The 21,617-nt window shown below is 56.6% G+C and carries 15 protein-coding genes; 11 read left to right on the top strand and 4 right to left on the bottom strand.

Annotated elements, in window-relative coordinates:
• The first annotated feature begins 4 nt into the window (after positions 1 to 4).
• Entirely contained in the window at positions 5 to 1,435 is a 1,431-nt protein-coding gene (locus NB063_RS27290) for a DUF58 domain-containing protein (protein WP_250932226.1), read from the top strand.
• Between the two features lie 9 nt (positions 1,436 to 1,444).
• On the opposite strand, the gene NB063_RS27285 is transcribed toward NB063_RS27290, so the two are convergent.
• Positions 1,445 to 2,638 (bottom strand): hypothetical protein, encoded by a 1,194-nt coding sequence (locus NB063_RS27285; RefSeq protein ID WP_250932225.1) that lies wholly within the window; start codon positions 2,636 to 2,638, stop codon positions 1,445 to 1,447.
• Between the two features lie 271 nt (positions 2,639 to 2,909).
• Here NB063_RS27285 and NB063_RS27280 point away from each other — a divergent pair, with 271 nt between their 5' ends.
• Both NB063_RS27280 and NB063_RS27275 read left to right on the top strand, forming a co-directional pair.
• A complete protein-coding gene (locus NB063_RS27280; RefSeq protein WP_250932224.1) occupies positions 2,910 to 3,419 on the top strand; it encodes a hemerythrin domain-containing protein in 510 nt (169 codons plus the stop codon).
• Between the two features lie 295 nt (positions 3,420 to 3,714).
• Entirely contained in the window at positions 3,715 to 5,409 is a 1,695-nt protein-coding gene (locus tag NB063_RS27275; protein WP_322975316.1) for a peptidylprolyl isomerase, read from the top strand.
• A 59-nt stretch (positions 5,410 to 5,468) separates the two neighbouring features.
• Here NB063_RS27275 and NB063_RS32355 read toward each other — a convergent pair whose 3' ends face one another.
• Positions 5,469 to 5,597, bottom strand: a complete 129-nt coding sequence (locus tag NB063_RS32355; RefSeq protein WP_261367622.1) for a hypothetical protein — start codon at positions 5,595 to 5,597, stop codon at positions 5,469 to 5,471.
• A gap of 405 nt (positions 5,598 to 6,002) precedes the next feature.
• Here NB063_RS32355 and NB063_RS27270 point away from each other — a divergent pair, with 405 nt between their 5' ends.
• Both NB063_RS27270 and NB063_RS27265 read left to right on the top strand, forming a co-directional pair.
• A complete protein-coding gene (locus NB063_RS27270; protein ID WP_250932222.1) occupies positions 6,003 to 7,526 on the top strand; it encodes an MFS transporter in 1,524 nt (507 codons plus the stop codon).
• Between the two features lie 69 nt (positions 7,527 to 7,595).
• On the top strand, positions 7,596 to 8,705 hold the full coding sequence (locus NB063_RS27265; protein WP_250932221.1) for an ABC transporter permease: 1,110 nt from the start codon (positions 7,596 to 7,598) through the stop codon (positions 8,703 to 8,705).
• 146 nt (positions 8,706 to 8,851) lie between these two features.
• Here NB063_RS27265 and NB063_RS27260 read toward each other — a convergent pair whose 3' ends face one another.
• The gene (locus NB063_RS27260; protein ID WP_250932220.1) at positions 8,852 to 10,309 is read right to left on the bottom strand and encodes a sigma-54-dependent transcriptional regulator; all 1,458 of its coding nucleotides are present in this window, start codon (positions 10,307 to 10,309) and stop codon (positions 8,852 to 8,854) included.
• 646 nt (positions 10,310 to 10,955) lie between these two features.
• Here NB063_RS27260 and NB063_RS27255 point away from each other — a divergent pair.
• From NB063_RS27255 to NB063_RS27245, 3 genes are read left to right on the top strand one after another with little or no spacing between them, the layout of a single operon-like run.
• Complete coding sequence (locus tag NB063_RS27255) at positions 10,956 to 12,443, top strand: ATP-binding protein (protein WP_250932219.1); 1,488 nt, start codon at positions 10,956 to 10,958, stop codon at positions 12,441 to 12,443.
• Positions 12,440 to 13,666: a two-component system sensor histidine kinase NtrB gene (locus tag NB063_RS27250; protein WP_250932218.1), complete on the top strand. Its 1,227-nt coding sequence runs from the start codon at positions 12,440 to 12,442 to the stop codon at positions 13,664 to 13,666. The genes NB063_RS27255 and NB063_RS27250 overlap by 4 nt, the downstream gene beginning before the upstream one ends.
• 12 nt (positions 13,667 to 13,678) lie before the next feature.
• Positions 13,679 to 14,416, top strand: coding sequence for a response regulator (locus tag NB063_RS27245; RefSeq protein ID WP_250932217.1), 738 nt, complete (start codon positions 13,679 to 13,681; stop codon positions 14,414 to 14,416).
• 252 nt (positions 14,417 to 14,668) lie between these two features.
• Here the strand turns inward: NB063_RS27245 and NB063_RS27240 are convergent, their stop codons facing one another.
• Positions 14,669 to 16,651: a TolC family protein gene (locus NB063_RS27240; RefSeq protein WP_250932216.1), complete on the bottom strand. Its 1,983-nt coding sequence runs from the start codon at positions 16,649 to 16,651 to the stop codon at positions 14,669 to 14,671.
• Positions 16,652 to 16,859: 208 nt separating this feature from the next.
• Between NB063_RS27240 and NB063_RS27235 the strand changes: the two genes are divergently transcribed.
• The 3 genes from NB063_RS27235 (at position 16,860) to NB063_RS27225 (ending at position 21,610) form a co-directional block, all read left to right on the top strand.
• Positions 16,860 to 20,420, top strand: coding sequence for an FtsX-like permease family protein (locus NB063_RS27235; RefSeq protein WP_250932215.1), 3,561 nt, complete (start codon positions 16,860 to 16,862; stop codon positions 20,418 to 20,420).
• The gene (locus NB063_RS27230) at positions 20,401 to 21,186 is read left to right on the top strand and encodes a lipoate--protein ligase family protein (RefSeq protein WP_250932214.1); all 786 of its coding nucleotides are present in this window, start codon (positions 20,401 to 20,403) and stop codon (positions 21,184 to 21,186) included. Before NB063_RS27235 ends, NB063_RS27230 begins: the two co-directional genes overlap by 20 nt.
• A 142-nt stretch (positions 21,187 to 21,328) precedes the next feature.
• A complete protein-coding gene (locus tag NB063_RS27225) occupies positions 21,329 to 21,610 on the top strand; it encodes a DNA-directed RNA polymerase subunit alpha C-terminal domain-containing protein (RefSeq protein ID WP_008674900.1) in 282 nt (93 codons plus the stop codon).
• Positions 21,611 to 21,617 lie beyond the last annotated feature (7 nt).

Below are 21,617 nucleotides of genomic sequence, written 5' to 3'. Positions count from 1 at the left end.
CGCCGTGAACGAAACACCCCGCCCAGCAGGACCGAACTCCGCCGAAGACGCATCGGGATGGTTTACGATCATCGCGGTGTGTGCAGCGATCCTGGTTCTGGGCATGGTCGCCGGTGCGGGACTATGGATGATGGCAGCGGTTACTGTGGCGATGGTGGTCGGTGCGGGCGCGGTCGTCTCGTCGCAGTGGTCCGAGGGCGTTGTCGCGCGCCGGGAAGACCTGCCCGAGGAAGGACGTGATTTAGAAGTCTTGATCGGTTCCCGCGTTCCGATTTGCGTTTCGGTAACGAACAACGGTCGGTTGCCAGTGGCTTGGGTTTTGGCGGAAGATTTGTTGCCGCGTGCCGCTGGCGGTGAAAGTATGGAGTTTGACGATGCCAGTGCGCGGGCGAAGATGCCGGCGTTGAGTGTTGACGGGGCGCGGCTCGCGGTGATGGCACTTTGGCCGGGACAGACCAAGCACCTTCGGTATGTCGTTCATTGCCGGCGACGTGGCTATTTTCAGATCGGACCGACGGTACTGGAAACGGGGGATCCGGTCGGCATGTTCCGTCGTTATCGGTTGGGGACGCGACCGATGTTTGTCACCGTGCTACCACGGATCGAGCTGATCTCCACCTATGAGATCGGTTCACGGAGGCCGATCGGCGAGATCCGCATCCGGGCAAACGTGATGCCCGATCCGACGAGGTTGCGAGGAATCCGGCAATGGCAAACCGGCGACCCGATGCGCAGCGTTCACTGGGCCGCGACGGCGCGGACAGGCACCCTGCATACAAAAATTTATGAGCCTTCATCGGTGATCGGGGCGACGATCATCGTTGACCTACACGTCTCGACCAATCCGGACCGCAACGAACCCGTGCGAACCGATTTGAGCATCGTCGCTGCGGTTTCGATCGCGGCGGCACTGCATGACGCGGGCGAACCGTTTGGGTTAGCGACCAATGGTCGCGATGCGGCAGACCGAGTGAAGACCGAAGGGTTTCTGGGTGACCACCGAATCGGAGATCATTTCGAAGTTCGCGATGCAGCCGGACAAGCCGCCGCGATGTTGGCCAAGAATGATCGTTTGCGACCGGTCATGATCGACGTTGATCGAGGTCCCGCTCATTTGAAAGAGCTGACACGGACGCTGGCACGTTTGGAACGCACCGATGGATTGACGTTGCCTGATTTTTTGATCGAAACCGAATCACGTCTTTCGAGCGAAACGACGTTGCTCATCATCCTGCAACAGGCTCCCGCGGAAACGGTCGCCTCGCTAGTCAATTTATCACGCCGCGGATGGGCGATTGCCGTCGTACTCAATACGCTCGACGTCGACGACTACACACGCTTGGCGGCTCCGCTTCTGGCGGAGAATATTCACGTGTCGCATCTTTCAGATCAGGACAGCATCCGTGATGTCTGTCGCGAACAGATGATGCGTTAACGTATGAAACTAGCGCCGCGACGCGGCGCCGTACAAGCTTCGCTTGCTCGCCTTCGGTACGGCGATCGGGGTGGGTTGGATGTCAAACGGGAAGCGTTCTGCGACACACTTCACCGGGATGCCTTGCGTCGTCTGTTGTTTGACGTGTTCGGCCAACTTCGGATCGAGGTTGAACGCGCGATACTCGTTCATCACACGAAGGATTTCGGGTGTGTACTCGAATCCACCGTTGGGGAGTTCTCGACCGAGCGTTTCAAAACTGCCGATCGTTACGATTGATTGCGTGCGGTCGTGGAACTGATAGGCTTCGATTCCATCAGCACGCAACAGGGTGACCATGCGGTTGGCGTCGGCGCCACAGCGTTCGAGTCGATCGCCGTTGGGGATGAATGTCTTGTCTTTTTTACCGTCAACGATGGTGTTGAATCCCGAGAACGTCCGCACAACCACGGTGTATTTCCCTGGGCAACTCAACAGGTTGTGTTTCTTGTCTTCGTTCAAGCTGCGGACGAACGAATCGACTTGAGGAGCCTGGAAGAAGTCATCCGGTAGCATCGGGTTGCGGGTCAGGAACGCATTGCCCATCGAGCCGAGTTTTTTATCACCGAAGCGTTGGGTGAGTTGATGGTGCAATGCCTTGACAGCTGTGACCGGGTTGCGGAGGTCTGTTTCGGCAGCCATTTCTTTTTCGTCGCCGAAGACTTCGCACGAAGCAGTTTTGATGCGTTGCAGGTCTGAGTCGATTTGGGGGTGTTGCGAGGAGTCGTATTCACCCACAAGCACGGCGTGCGCCTTGTAGCGGATTTGGTTTTTGTACTTCATCCGTCGCTGCGGCATGGATGATCCGCCGGAGGTTCGGATAGGCGATCCGGGGTTCACGTCACCGGAGAAATCAAAGTCTTCCTCGTAGACGAATGCGGGCAGTTTCAGGTCTCTGCGAATTTCGAGTACGAGCCGTTCTGCCCGTTCGTGGGAGCCTTCGCCGACAAAGGTATGAGCGAGGATCATCCAGGGGCCGTCTTCCTGGGTCAGCTCGTAGGCTTTCGACGCATCGGCTTCGACGTTATTGTTTCCACGGGAAAACATCCTCAACAAAGAAGGGCCGTCGGCGAACGCCGCAGACGCTGAAATCGCCATCGTCGCAAGTAGCAAGGCGGCGAGCCAGCGAGGGTTCAGTAACCTGTTCATGGGCATCTTGGTCATGGAAGGCACTATCCTGATATCGGTGTTCTATTGATCACTCGCCGGCGCCGTACAACGGATCGGCGGTGGTGGAGGGGTTCGACTCGTGATGATCGGGCTGGAATTGGTTGACTAGCAAATTTTCAGAAGCCGAGTAAAGAGTGACTCGGTAAATGCGTGCGTGTCGAGGCTCCCAAAAGTGCGGGTGGGGGGAAACACGCTAGGTTCACCTAGCCTCTCCAATTGAGTTACAATGCGACTAGCTTCTTTCTCTCCAAGGTAGGAAAAACTGATGTCAATTAATCCTGAAACATCGCGACGTTTGACAGTCAACGCCGCTTTCCTCAAGGACATCAAGGAAGACAACCGCGACCTCAAGATCCTGACGGATCGATTGCGACACTTAACGCAACCGCTCGAGGCAGCTGCGAATCACTGGCCTGAGTTGATTGCATTATTTGCGGATTTGCGGGACCAACTGGCTCTGCACTTCGGGTTGGAAGAGGCGTACGGGTATTTCGACGAGGCGGTCGGTGCGGACGCCGGACTTTCCATCACGGCAACCGATTTGCGGGCCCAACATGCGGTGTTGTTTGAGGAGGTACGGCATCTCGCTGAGGCTGCGGCCGACGCCTGCACCGGGGACGCGCCGATCGAGGGAACGACCCCCGAGGTGACGACCGCCCAAGAGAAGATCTTGCGGCGTTTTAAGGTGTTTCTCGAGCAGTTCCATGAGCACGAGGAAGCCGAACTGAAGTTGATCTTGGACGCACTCGACGAAGATCTCGGTGTGGGCGATTGATCCTCAGATTCGACTTGAGTCAAAATCCGAATTTTTCTAAGGTTCGCGGCTAGTCGCCGCTCTTGCGTCACGTTTGGTCAAAGATGACCCTCCGGGATTGATCGCAACCGGCTCGATTTTTCGAACCGCTCGGATAAAGGAGTGTCCGCTCATGTCGAACCCAGCATTACTCGGCTCAATAACGCATACTAAAGCCCACCCACCATCCTCACCGGGGACGCTGCTGCGTTACCGGTTGCGACGTTCGCTCGTATTGGTGGCAGCGATCGTCACCATTTCCGCCGGACTGCTGCAAATGCGAGTCGAGGCGGCGGAATCGTCGGTCGTGGCGGTGGTGAACGCCGACCCGATCACTCGCGATGCACTCGGGCGTGCGGCACTGCAACGTTACGGCACCGATGTGCTCGAAAATCTAGTAAACCGACACCTGATTCTTCAGGAGTGCAAACGTCGCGGAATCAACGTCACGTCCGAAGAAGTTCGTGCCGAGGTGATTCGCGTCGCCAAGAAGTTCGGGCTCTCGGTCGATGCCTATCTGCAACTCCTCCAAGACGAACGCAACATCTCGCCGGAACAATACAGCAACGAAATCATCTGGCCGATGCTCGCCCTGCGAAGCCTCGTGGCGGACCGGGTGGAAGTCAGCCAGGAAGAGTTCAACCGCGCGTTCCTGTCGCAATTCGGTGAAGCGGTGAAGTGCCGCATGATCATGATCGGTGATCAACAGAAGGCCAACCAGGTTCACGCCCAAGCCAAGGCGGATCCAGACAGCTTCGTGCGTTTGGCCAAAGAATACAGCGAGGATGAAACCAGTGCGAGCGTTGGCGGACTGATTCCTCCAATCCGTCGCTACATGGGAGACTCCCGTTTGGAAGAAGCGGCTTTCGCCTTGGCCGATGGGGATGTTTCGCCCGTCATCCAAATCGGTGACCAGTGGATCTTCATGCAAGCGGTTCGCCGGATGCCCGCGACCCATCCGAGCCCGCAAGCACTTCCCGCGATCAACGAACAGATCAAGGATCGGATCCGCGACGAGAAGATGAAATCCGCTGCATCCGAACTCTTCGCACAACTTCAAAAGCAGGCCAACGTGGTCGCCATCCTTGGAGATGACGCCGCCGAGAAACAGTATCCCGGCGTTGCCGCGATCATCAACGGACAACAGATCTCGATCGCTACGGTCGCTGCCGAATGTGTCAAACGGCATGGCGAAGATGTGCTCGAAGGCGAGATCAACCGCAAGTTGCTCACGCAAGCACTCAAACAAGCCGGCAAGACGGTCACTCAAGTGGACATCGATGCGGAGATCGCCCGCGCTGCGATCAGCTATGGATACGTCCGCAGCAACGGTCAAGCCGATACCGATGCGTGGTTGGAAGCCGTGCTATCGCAGGGCGATGTCACCCGCGAGTTGTATATCGAAGACTCGGTTTGGCCGAGCGTCGCCCTCAAGATACTTGTCGAGAGTGGCGTGACGGTCACGCAGAAAGACCTCGAACAAGGGTTTGCATCCTCCTTCGGGCCGCGTGCGGAAGTGTTGGCCGTGGTGTTGTCGGATCAGCGTACCGCGCAGAAAGTATGGGAGCTGGCACGAGACAACCCAACCGACGCGTTCTTCGGTCAACTTGCTGAGCAATACAGTGTCGAGCCGACTTCGTCGAGCAACTTTGGCAAGGTGCCACCCATTCGCCAGTTCGGTGGGCAATCCGCGATCGAAAAAGAAGCCTTTGCGATGAAACCCGGTGAACTCAGCGGTATCATCGCGACCGGTGACAAGTACATCATCTTGCGTTGCCAAGGATTCACCGAACCGGTGGTCGACGACATCGAAGCGGTCCGCGATGAATTGCAACGGGATCTCTTTGAAAAGAAACTCAACATTGCGATGGGGATCAAGTTCGATCAACTCAAACAGTCCGCCGAGATTGATAATTTCTATGCCGTCGCGAAGTCGCAGCCACGGGTAGCAACCCGACCTGCGGGCCGTTAAGCAAGGTTCGACGACAAATTCATGTCTGACGCGACAGGCGATGTGTCTGTTGCGTCAGGCTATCGGTCAACGTCGGTCCCACCGCTGTCGCTGGACTCAGCGGACGGATGGGCGCCGTTTCCGCCGAACGCGAACGGTGGTTCGGTGATGGATGCAAACGCGAGCGAAGCGGATTCGCGGAGTGCCATTGGGCTCCGCGATCACGCTTTCTTTCGTCTCGTGCGGCGGACTCCCGGATGGATTGGATGTGACGCGTCCGCCATCGAACTCCTGGAGACTAGGATTAGGTCCATCAGGCGTCGTGCCGGTGTGGCGATCTGGAGTGACGAAACTCCGCGGTCGTAGGTCACAGAGATTGTGGCCAGAAAGCACCAGGGCAAGCGAGGTTGGATGCCGCAATGCCTGCTACTTTGCACGCTCTGCAGCGACTATACTTCCGCTGTTGTCAGATTAGGACCGGCCTTGGCACCGCTAAAACCCGACATGCCGTTCGCTGAAAATCGGACACATCCACGCCGATGAGAGAGTGATCGGCGGCCAGCCAGGACAGCCGTCGCCCTCTCAGCACCCCACCCTCCCAAACTCTTGCTCTGATGGACGTTATGGAAAATCGAAAGAAATTACTTGTTGCCGGAATTCTCACTCTCATCGCGGCCGGGATCGGGTTTGCGGTGCGTGGTGGGTTGCTCGAAATTTGGTCCGCGCAATACGGATTCACCATGACAGAGCTTGGACAGATCACCGGTGGTGGTCTGGTCGGTTTTGGCGCCGTGATTTTATTTGCCGGTTTTTTGATCGATACGATCGGTTACAAGCGGCTGATGTTGATCGCGTTGGTTTGTCACGTCATCTCGGCGGCGATGTTGTTTGCGGCCACGCCGGTGTTTAACGCCAGCGGTAAGGAAGCGGTCTATGCGCTGCTGTATTGGTCGATGTTTATATTCGCCATCGGTAACGGGATTTGTGAGGGCGTCATTAACCCTCTGACTGCGGATTTGTTTCCTGAGGCAAAGACTCACTATCTCAATATTTTGCACTCGGGATGGCCAGCGGGTTTGGTGATCGGTGGTGTGATTGTGTTCGCCAAGGGGCTGGTCGCCTGGGAGATTTTGATGGCCACCTTCCTGGTGCCCGTCGCGGTCTATGGATTCATTATCGCGTTTGAGACGTTCCCCAAAACAGCGGCCGAACAGGGGGCGACGTCTTATGGCGGGATGATTCAGCGATTGATCGGACCGTTTTTCTTGATCCTTTTGGTCGCTCACGCGTGCGTCGGCTATGTCGAGCTCGGGACAGACTCGTGGATCAACAAGATCACGGCCAGCATCCTGAGCAGTGCCACGCTCGGTACCGCGTTGTTCATTTACACTTCGTTGTTAATGACGATTTTGCGATTTTTTGCCGGTCCGATCGTGCACCGTATTTCTTCGCTGGGGTTGTTGTTGGTCAGCGCCTTGATTGGTGCTCTCGGTTTGTATCTGATCAGTACGGGTACGAACGTTTACTTCATGTTCTTCGCCGCAACGGTTTATGCGGTCGGTAAAACGTTCTTGTGGCCGACGATGCTCGGCGTGCTTGGTGAGCGTTACCCGCAAAGTGCCACGATCGGGATGGCGATTATGGGCTGCGTCGGAATGCTTTCTGCGGGAGCTCTCGGGGGACCCGGTATCGGTTACAAGCAGGACTATTTTGCGTCGCACCAATTGCAAGCAGTTGCACCGGAAACGTTTGCACGGGTGAAAGCCCCCAACGAAAACCAATTCCTGTTTTTCCCAGCGATCACGGGGATCGACGGAGCCGCGGCAGGGATGCTCGGTGACAGCGGTGCGTCCATCGAAAGTGAGCGTGAAATCGCGGGCGACGCTTGGGGGACAGAGAAGTTCGAGGAGCCACGTAAACAATACGAATGGTGGCAAGCAAACAAAGCGTATGCCGATGTCGATGCGAAGCCCGTCTCGGAAGCCACTTTGTACGGCAGTCGGATGGCGTTGCGTGTGACGGCGCTAGTGCCGTTGACGATGGCGGCGCTGTATCTCATCCTGCTCCTAGCCTTCAAGAAGCCTGAGCATATTGAAGAAGAGATTGTGGAAGAAAACGAAGCCATCGGGGCCGTTTAGCTTCCTGGTGCCTCGTTCCCATTCCCCCCGCGAGCGGTTTTGACTTTCATCGGATTTGTTCTGAAGAGTTTGCTGAGACGCCCTTTCCGGACGTTTCTGACGCTCGCTGCACTCGCCACCGCGATCGGTTCCGTCATGGCGCTGGTCGGGGTGGCCGATGGGTTCGCGGACTCCTTTCGGGGAGTTTATGAATCCCATCATGTTGACCTCGTCGTATCGCGGCAGGGCTCGGCTGATCGACTGAGCAGTTCACTCACCGATGATTTTCCTGAGCGGATTGCCAAGGTCGATGGGGTTGCTCGATCGGCAGGCGTGTTGCTGGAAACGCTCTCCATTGAAGACGAGCAGATTTATGGCATCCCCGCGATGGGATTGCGGACCGACGGTTGGCTGTTTGAGGATTATGACCTCACGCCACCGCCGAAGTCCGAAGCGGGTGATGCGAAAGAGGCCGATACGGTTTATCTGGGCCAGAACCTCGCCGATCGGATGGAAGCCAAGGTCGGTGACGAGATATTGTTGTTCGATGAGTCGTTTCGAGTCGGCGGGATGTTCCAAAGCGGTAGCATCTGGGAAAACGGCGCGATGATCTTGCCGCTGGCGGCATTGCAGCGGCTGACCGGGCGCGAGGGGCAACTGACCTACATCAACGTCGTGATCGACGAGAGCATCCGCAATGACGGCATCGATTCGGTGGTTGCGGGCATCGAAGCGATCGATCCGAAATTGCTCGCGCTGCCGACCGACGATTTCGTGGATACCGACCGGCGGATGCAGATGGCGGGCTCGATGGCGTGGATGACATCGGCGATCGCATTGCTCGTCGGAGCGATCGGTACGCTGAACACGATGATGACGAGCGTCTTGGAGCGAACCGGAGAAATCGGTGTTCTGCGGGCGATCGGTTGGCCGACCCGCCGCGTGGCCCTGATCGTCGTCTTGGAATCCGTGATCCTCGCTTTGGTAGCGACATTGATCGGTGGGATCGGTGCGGCGATTTTGTTGTCGGCGCTGTCTTCGACGGAATCAGCGGCAGGCGTTTTGCAACCCTCGATTGCGTGGTCGGTGTGGGTGCGAGGTGCGATGATCGGGCTCGGCATCGGAGTCGTGGGAGCTCTGTTGCCGGCTTACCGAGCGACCCGTTTGCATCCGACCGAAGCGCTCCGCCACCAAGGTTGATCCGCAGATCGCGACGGCAAGCAAACGTCCGGGACGGCAGTCCGGGTTTGACGTCGCACCCCAAAAAAACACCTTCAGTCACGAGGCGAAGACAGGTGCCATTCCCGGTGGTTTCTTCACGCGTCCAGCCGTGTCTCCGGTCGTCGCTAGGATTCTGTTTCCGCGTGTGAGTTTGCTTCCGCGTGCGAATTTGCTTCGAACCGCTCTAGCAGGCGATACAACTTGCGTCGGTGAATCCCCAGTCGACGGGCCGTGCGGGCTTTGTTGCCGTTTTCTTGAGCGAGCACATCCATGACGTGGGCGCGGGCGATGTCGTCGAGTTTGACGGTTGCCGGTGCCTCACTGCTGGCCGTTGGGATGCCTCTCATTTGACCGTTCGCGTGATGAGGAGCAAGTGCTGGCTGTGGCGAGGGTGTTCGCGCCGGAAGAGGGGCGGAACCGTCGAAGCTGTGGATGATTTCGTCAGGAAGGTCATCCAGAGTAATCGTATTACTGTCGGCGAGTATCATCGCGCGTTGCAGGACATTGATGAGTTGCCGGACGTTGCCGGGCCATTGATATTGCACGAGCGCATGATGTGCCGCGTCATCAATATGCCAAGGCGGTGTGAGGTAATGATGAATCAGTTCGTCGACATCGCCGTCACGGTCCCGCAGCGGTGGCAGGTGCAACGACAAAACATTAATGCGATAGAACAGGTCTTCGCGGAATTGTCCGTCGCGGACTTCGATTGAGAGATCGCGGTTGGTCGCAGCGATGATGCGAACGTTCACGCGGAGTTCTTTGTGGGAACCGATCCGACGCATCGACCCGTCTTCGAGAACCCGCAGCAGTTTCGGCTGAAGCGACAGCGGCAGTTCGCCGATTTCGTCAATGAAGAGGGTTCCGCCATCCGCGATCTCGAACAGGCCGGGCTTATCGGCGGTCGCTCCGGTGAACGAACCTTTGGTGTGACCGAACAATTCGCTCTCGACGAGCTGTTCGGGCAACGCGGCGCAGTTGATCGTTACGAAGGGTTTGTCGCGCAGACGGCTGGACAGTTGGATCGATCGAGCAATGACTTCTTTTCCGGTACCGCTTTCGCCTTGCAGCAAAACGGGTTTGTCGGTCGGACCGATCTTTTCAATCATTCGCGTGACGTCGCGCATCACGGGCGATTTACCGATCAACGGGATTCGCGGGCGGTCGCGAGAGATGACGGCTTTGAGCTGCCGGTTCTCTTTGCGCAATTGTCCAAGATCGCGGGCCAGTTGGCAGTGATGCTCGAGGTCTCCGAGGGCACACGGTTTGGTCAGGTAATCGCAGGCACCGAGTTTCATTGCGGATACGGCGGATTCGATCGTGCCCTGACCGGTGAGAATAATCACTTCCATTTCGATCTTGGCCTGCTGCACCCGCTGCAACAGCTCCATGCCAGACATGCCGGGCATGTTCATATCAAATACCGCGACCTCAAACACCTCTTGTTCGCACAGGCCCAGGGCTTCGGCCCCGCTGGCAACCGCGGTGACGTGATGTCCTTTTCGCTGCATCCATCGCGCGCAGGTCTCACGGAAATCGTGTTCGTCTTCGACGAGCAGCAATTTGATAGGTTTCTCGGTCATCAGTTCGGTAAACTTCGGAAAGAGCAAATTGACGTGCGATCAGCGATCGTGGGGCAGACGGATTCCTACGTCTTGGTCCGCTGAATCGATCCCTCGCCCGCAGAGAGCGAAGTGCGTTCCGCTGGGATGGGACCGATCAGGTGAATGGCCGGCACGCGGACACGATTTCGAATCGAAAATGAAGAAAACAGCTGTTTCGGCCGTCTTTCTTGCATTTATCGAGCAGGCCATTGCCGCTAATCATTCTCCCCATGACAATGGAACGGGGCGTCACGGGAATAATGAAGTGTGCATTATCGCACGTTTCTGGCGTGTCGCACACCTGGTAAAACTGTGCGGTGCATCTCAGGGTGAGATATTTTGTCGCCCGATTCTCCGTCGGCGAAACAGATTTCGGAGTTTTTCTGAGCGAAAACAACGTTGCATTGCGGGCGTTCCGCCAAACTGATTGGGCCGATTCGTGGCAACGGCGAACAGGAGATCGTGCGTGGGCACGTTGCGTGCATAGCGACGTGGCTTCCAACGGAGGCAAGGTTCCGCAATGAGGTCGTGATGTGGGGCAACGAACATCCGATCCGTCCAAGATCCACACGCGGTCAACCATGGAACTCGTACCGGAAATCCCCGGGAAGATTGATCAAACACGATGGAGTACGAATTAACGATCTTGCTGGTGGAGGACGATGCGGATACGCGCGGGAACCTTCAGGACATTTTGGAAATTGACGGGCATCAAGTCTTGGTTGCGCCGTCGATGGCCAAGGCCCGCAGTGTGGTGGCCGATCAGCAGGTCGGTTTGATTCTGCTGGACCGTCACTTGCCCGACGGAACGGCCGACGATTTTTTGCGTGAGTTGCAGAGCCTTGCGTCAAACGCCGAAATCATTGTTATCACCGGATACGCGGATATGGACAGCACGATTGCTGCGTTTCGAGAAGGAGCGGTGGATTACATTCTCAAACCGATCAACGCGGACGCTCTTCGCAAGAGTGTTGCGAGAATTGCAAAACGTCGACAAATCGAAGGCGAGTTAGTTAGAGAACAGCAGTTTGCAGATGAAATCTTGCAGACGGCCGAAGCGGTTGTGTTGGTACTCGGCCTCGATGGCAAAATCGTGCGTTTCAATCCCTACTTCGAGCGTATCTCGGGGTGGAGTTTATCCGATTGTCGTGGCCACGATTGGTTCGAAGTTTGTCTGCCTACTCGCGAACGAGAGACGATCCGACAAGTATTCCTGGATACGAAGCGCGACATTGATACCAGTGGCAGTATCCACCCGATCTTGACGCGTGACGGACACCAACGTCAGATCCGTTGGTCCAATGCGACACTCAAGGATGATCAGGCAAAAACATATGCGGTTCTCGCAGTTGGCGTGGACGTGACGGATTTATTGGCGGCACAGGAACGGGCCTTGCGGTCGGAGCGATTGGCAACGATCGGACACACGATCACCGGATTGGCGCACGAGAGTCGCAATGCGTTGCAGCGAATTCAGGCGGGGTTAGAGATGTTGCAGCTCGACCTCGATGATCGTCCGGAGGCAAGACGTGATGTTGATTCGATTCAACGGGCGACGCACGATTTGAACAACTTACTAGAAGAAGTTCGCAATTTCGCCGCGCCGATCCATTTACAGGTGGAATCAGCGAGTTTGCCGGAAATATGGCGACGGGTTTGGCGTCATCTTGCGGTATCGCGTGAAGGGCGAGACGCTCGGCTCGAAGAATGCATTGCCGGTGAAGGCTGCAAGATGCGGGTTGATGTGCTTCGTCTCGAACAGGTATTTCGGAATCTTTTTGAAAACTCGTTGGCCGCGACCGACGACCCGGTTCGGATCAAAATCGATTGCCAGCGTAGCGACACCGATCATGTGCGAATCTTGATCTCCGACAACGGACCGGGGCTGAACATCGAACAACGTGAGAAAGTGTTCGAGCCTTTTTACACAACTAAAAGCACCGGCACCGGGTTGGGAATGTCGATCGTGGCGAGAATCATTGAGGCGCATCACGGCACGATTCGCGTGATCGAGCCGCCCGAAACCGGGGGTGATTCGAAGCGTGCAGGGAAGGCGGGCGCCGGCGGTGCTGTTTTTGAATTGTGTTTACCACTATCTTTGCGGTCGTCATGAAAAATCAGCAAGAAGCCGTTTTGGGGGCGCTCTTAAACACCGCCGTTGATGCGATCATCATCATGAATTCCGTGGGGACCATTCGCATTGTCAATGCCGCGATGGAGCGTATGTTCGGCTATAGCGAGGAAGAAGTCGTCGGGAAGAATGTCTCGATGCTGATGCCCTCGCCCGATCGGGAACGTCACGATGGTTATCTCGCCAATTATCGTAAAGGCGGGCAGCGAAATATTATTGGGATCGGACGTGAGGTGAACGGTAGAAGAAAAAACGGCACTGTGTTTCCCTTGCACTTGGCCGTTAGCGAACTCGAGTACGATGGCGAAGTGTTGTTTACGGGGATCCTGCGTGACATCACCGATTTAAAGAAAGCGCAAACCGATTTAGCGGCCATCAATGCGGACCTTGAGCAGCGTGTCGAGGAACGCACGCAACAATTGAGAGCTGCCCAGTCGGAATTGGTAAAGAAAGAGAAACTCGCCACGCTCGGACAGGTCGCCGGCGGGATCGCTCATGAAATCCGGAACCCGCTTAATGCGGTGAAGACGTCCGCCTATTTCCTGCAGCACGCGAGGAATCTCACTCCCGAAAAGCTCACCGAACATCTCCAACGCATCGATCGCCAGGTGTCTGTGATCGACAACGTGATTTCGGCGTTAACGGATGTCGTGCGGATGCCGGCACCCCGCAGCATGGCGTGTCCGCTAAAGGAAATGATGAGCGACGCGATCGAGTCATCGTCATTGGGGCCTGCGATCGAGGTCGACAATCGGATTTCGGAATCGTTGCCGTCGTTATTGGTTGATCAGAACCAGATGCCGATCGCGTTTCAGAATCTGATTCGCAATGCACGTGATGCCATGTCCAGTGGCGGACGACTGACGCTCGATGCAGAATTAGTGGATTCTACGAACGACAGATTGGCGGTCGATGTCGACGAGGAAGCCCCTGTCGAGTCGGCGTCGAGTGAAGTATCAAAGAGGATCATGGTCACGATTGCCGATACCGGTAGTGGGATCGCAGCGGACCGAATCGATCAAATTATGGAACCGTTTTTCTCCACGAAGGCTCGGGGGATGGGGTTGGGACTTGCCATCACAAAAGCCATCGTTGAAAAAAACAACGGGAACATCACGGTTGAGAGCACACCGGGACAGGGCACGAAATTTCGGATCGTGCTGCCGGTTGCATCCAGTCTCAACACCGATGCCGCGCACCGCTGATATTAATCGTCTATGCCATCCACAAAAAATTCAGTTCGTATTCTCGTTGTCGATGATGACGAGGACATTCGTAACAATATCTGCGACATCCTTGAAAACCTTGGGTACGCCGTCGACATGGCAGCCGATGGCGCCGCGGCGATGGATTTGGTGCGACGTCAGCGCTATGACATCGCCCTGTTGGATTACATGATGCCGGGCATGAGCGGCGTCGAATTGTATCGGCAAATTCGACAGGTTCTGCCTGATCTCATTGCCATCATGATCACCGCGTACGCGGGCGGTGACGGTGCCGCTCAAGCATGTGATGCGGGAACGTGGCGCGTGTTGCCCAAACCGGTGGACTTGCAGGCGTTATTGCCGCTGATCGATGAAGTCAGCCGGTGGCCCATCATCTTGGTGGTTGATGACGACGAAGCATTCTGTGAGAACGTGTGGCAGACACTGCGGAACCATGAGTACCGCGTGAACCTCGCGCATACTGAAGCCGAAGGGGTTGAGAAGGCGGGACACTCGCCTTATCAAACGGCGATCGTAGATCTAGGGCTCAAAGGCGGCGACGGGCGTCACGTGATTGATATCGTCAAACGGGTTCGGCCGGATGCGCGACTGCTGGTTGCGACCGGAAATCGGGATCATGGTGAGCAACTCGCCAAAGAAGTGGAGGGGCTGTGTTACAAGCCCGTCGACATGGACGAGTTGCTGCGTTTTCTTGATCGCTCGCCTCCGGGACAAGAAACGAGTTCTTGAATTCGAGATTCGGTTAGCGGCCGGTTGATGAATTCCAATCTTGCGAATCATCTGAGAACTCGCGGGCTGCCGTTAGAAAATTCTTAGCGGAACGGCGCGAGCCGTCCGGTCTCACCACAAGTTTGAGTGCTTTGCATTACCTGAACGTGCGGTTTGCTGGAACCGGAGGGCTCGCGTCCTTCCGCTAGAAAACGTTTGGCCAAACGACGCAAGTCGTTGAGGTTTGCCCGCGTTTTTATGCTGGTAAAACAACTAGTGAACCGCTTCGGTCGCTGAGCCGCAGGGGGAGGAGTGCACGCCGAGGTCGGAGAGGAGTGTTCCGGTGGTGCGGCTGATCCGTACCAACGCGAGGCTATACCGACTCCGGTCTACCGCGAGTTGATTCCTTGACCGGACGAGTTCTTCAGTGGCATCGATGAGAAACTCCAGTTGAATCTTGCCCGCTGCATACAACGCTTCGGATGATTCGAGACGTTGTTGCCCCGCATCGACTCTGGCGATGGAACTTTGCATCGTGACGTAGGCAGATTGAATTTCGGCGATCGCCTCTTCCACCTCATACGCGACGGCGCGTTCCTGTTCGCGGAGGACGGAGCGTTCCCGTTGGAGTTGCAGGGACGCGTTGCGGATCGCCGCCTTGGCTTGTCGACGCTGGGGGGAGACGCCCATTTCAACGCCGAACTGCCATTCCTGATGATCGAGGGAGAGCAAGTCATCAGTTGCCGACGAGAATCTCGCTCCGTCACCGTCTAGGTCATCACCAAACCCGCGAAGTCGTGTGCGACCGATCAGGTCGAGTTGCGGCAACATGAAGTTTTTGGCGGCGAGTAGTTTGAGATTTCGATTTTGCAGTTCAAGACGCTGGCGAGAAAGTTCGCTGCGATGCGTCAAAGCTTTGGCGACAGATGTCGGTAAGTCGAATTCGAATCGAGCCTCGGCGGGGGAATCGACCGGGCGGAGGAGTTCAAGGTTGGTCGGGGGCAGACCGATCAATCGTCTTAAGGTTCTCTCGGCGCTGTACAGCCCGACTGTCCCGTCGCCGCCGCCGAGTGCGGCTTGGACCTCTCGTGTGTAGCGATAGTAGGTCGCTCGGCTTTGGGCTTCTTTGTAGGCCTCTCCACCCATCAGTCCGGACTGCTTTTTCGACAAAACGGTTTGCCAAATGTTGTAAGCGACTTCACGGGCCTGGACCGCGGCGTCGTACACGGCGTACTGCCGATGCAGATCCCAATAGGCGGTGTAGAGTTCGAGAAAGTAGTCACGCAGCGCGATGTTAAAATCAGCTTGGCTGATTCGAGTGTTGATCCGTGCGATCCAAAGCCCGTTTGAGAAATTGAATCCGGGGCGCGCATTGGGGCCAGCGATCAAATTGAATTGTCGTCCAGCGCCTTGCAGGAGTGGTTGACGGACACCGAACTCGAGCTGGGTCTCCCAATAGCTGGGGAAGCGATTCCCGGTGCGATTGTTGGAGTCGTACGTGTAAACGGACCCCAGCTCGAATTGCGTTCCCCATGTATTACGCTTTCGCCATGTGGAGTTCAGTTCCGCGTAGTCTTGCACGAGTTCCTGGACGTCGCCGCCGAGCGTCGCGTTGTTGAAGACTCGGTCGTTGTTTTGTGTCGTCAAGCTCGAGGTGATTTGGCTGTCGAATTCCGCCAACGCGGCGGCGGGGCCGAAGAACGGATCGGTGGCTCGGATGGCCGGATCGTAGGTGGTGGTGACCGAGTTCGGCGAGTTGAGGACGCGGACACCGAGTGAGCGGATCACTTCGCTGTGCTGCATCGCGAGTATCAGCAACTCAGCCTGGGAGAGATCGCGGAAGAGATCTGGGTTGACTCCAGCGTGACGCACCCCGAAGTGAGCGTTCTCGCCGATGACATCGAGGTCCAGGGTGTCTGCGGATAGGACGCGATTGTCGGTCAGCGACACCATCTTGAGGAGACGCTCGGTGTCGGGATGGGTTTCCTTCCGAGACCGCGGATCGGGTGAATGGTTTGGGGACAGCGGTTCCAGCTGGATTGGTGCCGACAGCGACGCTTGGGGGACGATGGGCGTCTGTAGGATCACGTTGCGTTCACTCGTTGTCGGTCCTGAGTCGTGCGTTCCCGATCGACAGCCGACCACCGCGAGTGCGAACGAGGCCAAGAGCGGCAGGATCACCAGGATGGTGAAGTGGTGAGTACGACGTGGTGATTTCGATTTGCCGGTGTCACGCCAACGCGCGCGGACAGCCATGCCAATGCGTGAGCGCACCGGCCGGCAAGTCGCTGAACGTTGAGATCGTGCGGGCAAATTTGTCACGCGTGGACAGTACAGAGAAAACTCGACAAACTAGAAACGGATACTTACTAACCACTAATCGACATTTGACGCCAAAGCCGGCCATCGCCCCGCCGCTGAGACGCTCAACCGTTATGACCCGTCACGCAAACCAGGAACCTTGATGCGCAATTCGTCCGAGTCATTCTCATTGTTTTCGATGATAATGGCGACGTTGCGGCATCGCCGTGCAGTCAACGCTGCGGTCGCCATCGGGGTCGCTACCGCAACTGCCGTGATTACCGGCGCGCTGTTGGTCGGGGATTCGATGCGTGGGAGTTTGCGGGAGTTGACCATCGAACGGCTTGGGCGGATCGAATCGATTCTCGCTCCCGGACAATTTTTTCCGATTGAGAGCGTCAAGCTGCCCGCAGGGTCGAGTGAATCCACGACGGCGAGTGTGATCCTGTTTCCTGGCGGAAGCGTGGAAACCAAAATCATGCCTGGTGCCGAGGGTGCTGAGTCCTCTCAAACGGGTCTTCCACGAACGCGGCGACTCGGTGGGGTGCAGATCGTCGGTATCGATGACACTTTCTGGGATTTAGATTCAACCGGCGTTCGACCTAACGCGATGCCGGATGAAAACAGTGTCGTGCTCAACCAATCTGCCGCCGACGAACTTCAGGTCCATGTCGGTGATGAAGTCACATTGCGTTTGCCGGTGGAAGGGGCGGTTCCCGCCGACAGCCCGCTGGGAAAACGCGATATTCAAAGCGAAGGACTGCCGCGGATGAAGGTGGCGGCGATCGTTCCAGATCGCGGGCTTGGGCGGTTCTCGTTGATGGCGAGCCAGGCGGCGCCGAAGACCGTTTTTGCATCGCGTCAGCTCGTTGCCGAGGTGCTCGACCGGGAAGGGCAAGCGAACGCAATTTTGTCAGACCGCACACTCACCGAGGACGACGTTGACCTTAATTTGGAATCGCTCGGTTGGAAGTTGCAGCGAGTCGATATTGGTGAAGCGAATCATTACATCTCGCTGACCAGTGAAAGTTTGCTGTTGCCCGAAGACGCGGTGGATGAAATTGTTTCCGCGTTACCCGCTGGTGATGTCACCTCCGTCATGACGTACTTGGCCAACGCCATCGAACGCGTCGAAACGAGCGAAGGTAAGCCGGGCGAAGTCGAATCGGCTGACGATGATGAAGCGGATATTGACGAAAGCGTGAGCGTGCCGTACAGCACGATTGCATCACTTGACTCCGGCGCAACGCTTCGTCTGGACTATGCTCTGCCCGCCGAGGCAGAAGACTCATCGGCGATCCCGATCGTGCTCAACGATTGGGCGGCCGATCGGTTGAGGGTCAATGTCGGATCGCAAGTGCGAGTGTTCTTTTACGAACCGGAAGTGGAAAACGGGAATGAGATCGAACGATCGTTCAACGCAATCGTTTCTGCGATCGTTCCGATCATTCGGCCAGCGAAGCCGTATCGACGCAAGCGTGAAGCTGTCTATGACAAACCGGTGACGCCGTACAACGATCCGAATTTGACTCCCGAAGTTCCCGGCGTGACGGATCAAGATTCGATCAGCGACTGGGACTTGCCCTTTCAATTGGACCGCAAGATTGATCGCGCCGATGATGACTATTGGAACGAACATCGGCTGACACCCAAAGCGTTTATTCCGTTGGCCGTTGGCCGGGATCGGTTCGGAAGTCGGTTCGGCCAAACGACGGGACTTCGAATCAATCCGAAGTACGACCTTGCAGAACTGGAGTCAAAGATTCTCGCCGCGCTCGAGCCGGTTCGTAGTGAGTTGGGGTGGACACCGCGATCGATCCGCAGCGAACAACTCGCCGCCTCAAAGGGGACGACTCCATTTGACGGATTGTTTCTCGCCTTGTCGATGTTTGTGATTTTGGCCGCGATGATGCTGATCGCGATCCTATTGCGGTTGGGTGTGCTTCAGCGGATTGACGAATTCGGCACGTTGCTCGCCGTCGGTTTTTCGCCGCGACGGGTGATGGCCGTGGTGCTGGGCGAGACTGCGATCACTTCCTCAATCGGTGTGGTCATCGGTGTGCTCGGTGGGATCGGTTATGCGGCGTTCGTTCTGTGGGCGTTAAGGTCGTGGTGGGTGGGAGCAGTGACGGTTCCCTTCTTGCGTTTTCATGCATCGCCGATGTCGATCGTATTGGGCGGCTTTTCGGGTTGGCTCGCGAGCATGGCAACGGCGACGTGGACGCTGCGTTTTCTTTTGCGATTGAACCCGGCCTCTCTGTTAGGCGGTCGGCGGATGTCATTGGCCGGCAAGCAAACGCACGGGCAAACCGACAACCGCGGTCAATCTTCTTGGCGGCCGGTCGTGGTTGGTAGTCTGCTCGTTGCCGCAATTGCGGCTGCGGGTTTGGGATCACGCGGCGGGGCGCAAGAGGCGGCGGGTGGATTTGTCGGCGGTGGAATGTTGTTGTTAATCGCGGCTCTATTGTGGATCCATTCGCGATTGGGGGCACGTGCCGCGATTCAACCCTCGCTGCGGACTTTGGCCACCGCCAATGCCAGACGCAGTCCGCTGCGAAGTACGCTGACGATCGGATTGGTTGCCACGGCCGCCTTTTTGATTTTGTCCATCACCGCGTTTCGCATGTCACCTACCGAGCAGGGAACGGGCGGGTTTGACTTGATCGCCGAAGCGGGAAGCCCCATCGCTCGAGACCTCAATGATAAGATCGTTCGTGGTGACTTACTCGGGCGCGATGCAGAACTACTTGACGGTTCGACGATCGTCGCGTGTCGCATGCGATCCGGCGACGACGCGAGTTGCAACAACCTTTATCAATCTTCCCGTCCGACCGTGATCGGTATTCCAGCGGATGTTGGCGTCGCGTCGGATTCAGATGCCATTGGATTGAATCGTTTTGGTTGGGCGTCTTCTGCGGCATCGGACCCTGCCGAGACTTGGCAATTGCTTGATCGTCCTGGAAAGGGGACAGTCGATGATCCAATCCCTGTTGTCATCGATCAAAACACGGCCATGTGGAGTTTGCAGATGACTGGTGGGATCGGACAAAGGAAAACGTTCGACTACGGTGCGGGGCAATCGCTGACGTTTGAAGTCGTTGGCTTGTTGGCGGGCTCGATCTTGCAAGGCAAGCTTTTGATCGGTGAAGACAATTTTGAGTCGGTGTTCCCCGACGAAAGCGGATATCGATACTTTTTGATTCGTGGCGGTGAGGGCAATTCCCCTGAGGCGATTTCCGATGCGATGGAGTCGCGATTGGTCGACGTCGGAATGGACGTCAAATCGGCTACGCGAGTGTTGGAGGAATTGCTGGCGGTGCAGAACACGTATTTGCGAACTTTCCAGAGTCTCGGTGCGTTGGGGTTGCTGCTCGGTACGATCGGATTGGCCGTTTCGCAACTGCGTAGTGTGTTGGAGCGGCGCAACGAACTCGCCGTGATGCAAGCGGTTGGGTTTACCCGTACGCGACTCGCCAAGTTGGTTCTCGGCGAGAATCTGTATTTGCTGTTGATGGGGATGGGATGCGGGGTTTTCACGGCGATTGTCGCGGTGTTGCCGTACATGTGGATGACCGGTAACTCAGTGCCGATCGCGGAACCGCTGTGGATTCTCTTGGGCATTTTGGTTTTCGGAATGCTCGCCGGGATGATTGCGGTTTGGCGGGTGACAACATTGCCGCTTTTAGAATCGTTAAGAGCCGAACATGCTGCGATTGAACTTTGATTCGGCTTCCTCGCGTCGCGAATTGGCGCGGGATGAGGCGATGTTGCAGTGGGCCGATTCGGTCGTCGAAAACGGCGGCGAGGGGGCGCATGCATCAGCGGGAACTGAGTTGTTTCGTGTCTGGGCATTTGCCGAACCGACTGTGGTTTTGGGGCGCAGTTCACGGATCAACGAGGAGGTTGATCGAGGGTGGTGTGCCGAACGCAACATCGACGTGTTAAGGCGATGTACCGGGGGAGCGTCTGTCGTCGGTGGCCCGGGCTGTTTGATGTACAGCGTTGTCGTTGGCGTGCCCGCCAATGGTGGTTTGCGGAACATCGATGCGGCCCACAATTATGTCATGCAACGAGTGCTTGCCGCGGTTCGGGTGCAATTGCCTGAGGCGGAGCGAGCGGGCACGTGTGATCTGATTTGGAACACACGCAAATTTTCTGGCAACAGTCTGCGGGTGGCACGTCATCACTTGCTCTACCACGGCACGATTTTGTTGGATGCGGACTTGGATTTGATCGCCGAATGTCTCGCTTTCGCACCGCGGCAGCCCGAGTATCGCCGTGGGCGTCACCATCGGGACTTCATCTGCAACGTTGATCTCGACGAGGGCCTGCTATTGGATTCGCTATCGCGTCAATTTGGGGCGGATGGGGCGTCTGCGGGGGCGATTGCGCAAGGCAATGGTATGGACGTTCATCAGAGGGTGGAAGCGATCGCAGAGGATTTAATGCAATCGCGATATGGCGTCGCGAGTTGGCATGAGCGAAGATGACGCAGGTGCTAGTTTTGCCCATTGCTGGAATTCTTAGAAACAGTATTCTTTGTGGTTTCATGCACAACGAATGGAACATTCACAACGATTGTTCGTTCCTGAAATTGCAGCTTCACCATCACATCAACATGGAAGGATTCATATGAAGACGCGAATTCCCCTGAGCCAGGCCGAAGAAGAAGCCCGACTGCGTCGGGAGCGGCTTGACTTGAGCATCGCCGAGATGGGTTTGTCGGTTCGGACCACCAACTGTCTTGAAGAAACCGGTATTTTGACGGTTCGTGATTTGCTTAACGCGACTCCGCGTCGTTTGCTGAAAATCAGCAACTTTGGCGAGAAGACGTTGGACGAGGTGTACGACGCATTGGAGCAACTCGGATTTTTCCGCCCTGGTCGTCAAGTCGTGACTTCCAAAGCCCACTAAGAGTCTG

It is taken from the genome of Aporhodopirellula aestuarii (genome assembly GCF_023701485.1).
GTDB lineage: Bacteria > Planctomycetota > Planctomycetia > Pirellulales > Pirellulaceae > Rhodopirellula > Rhodopirellula aestuarii.
Note: the sequence above shows the minus strand (reverse complement) of the source record. Positions and strands in the feature narration are given on the sequence as shown.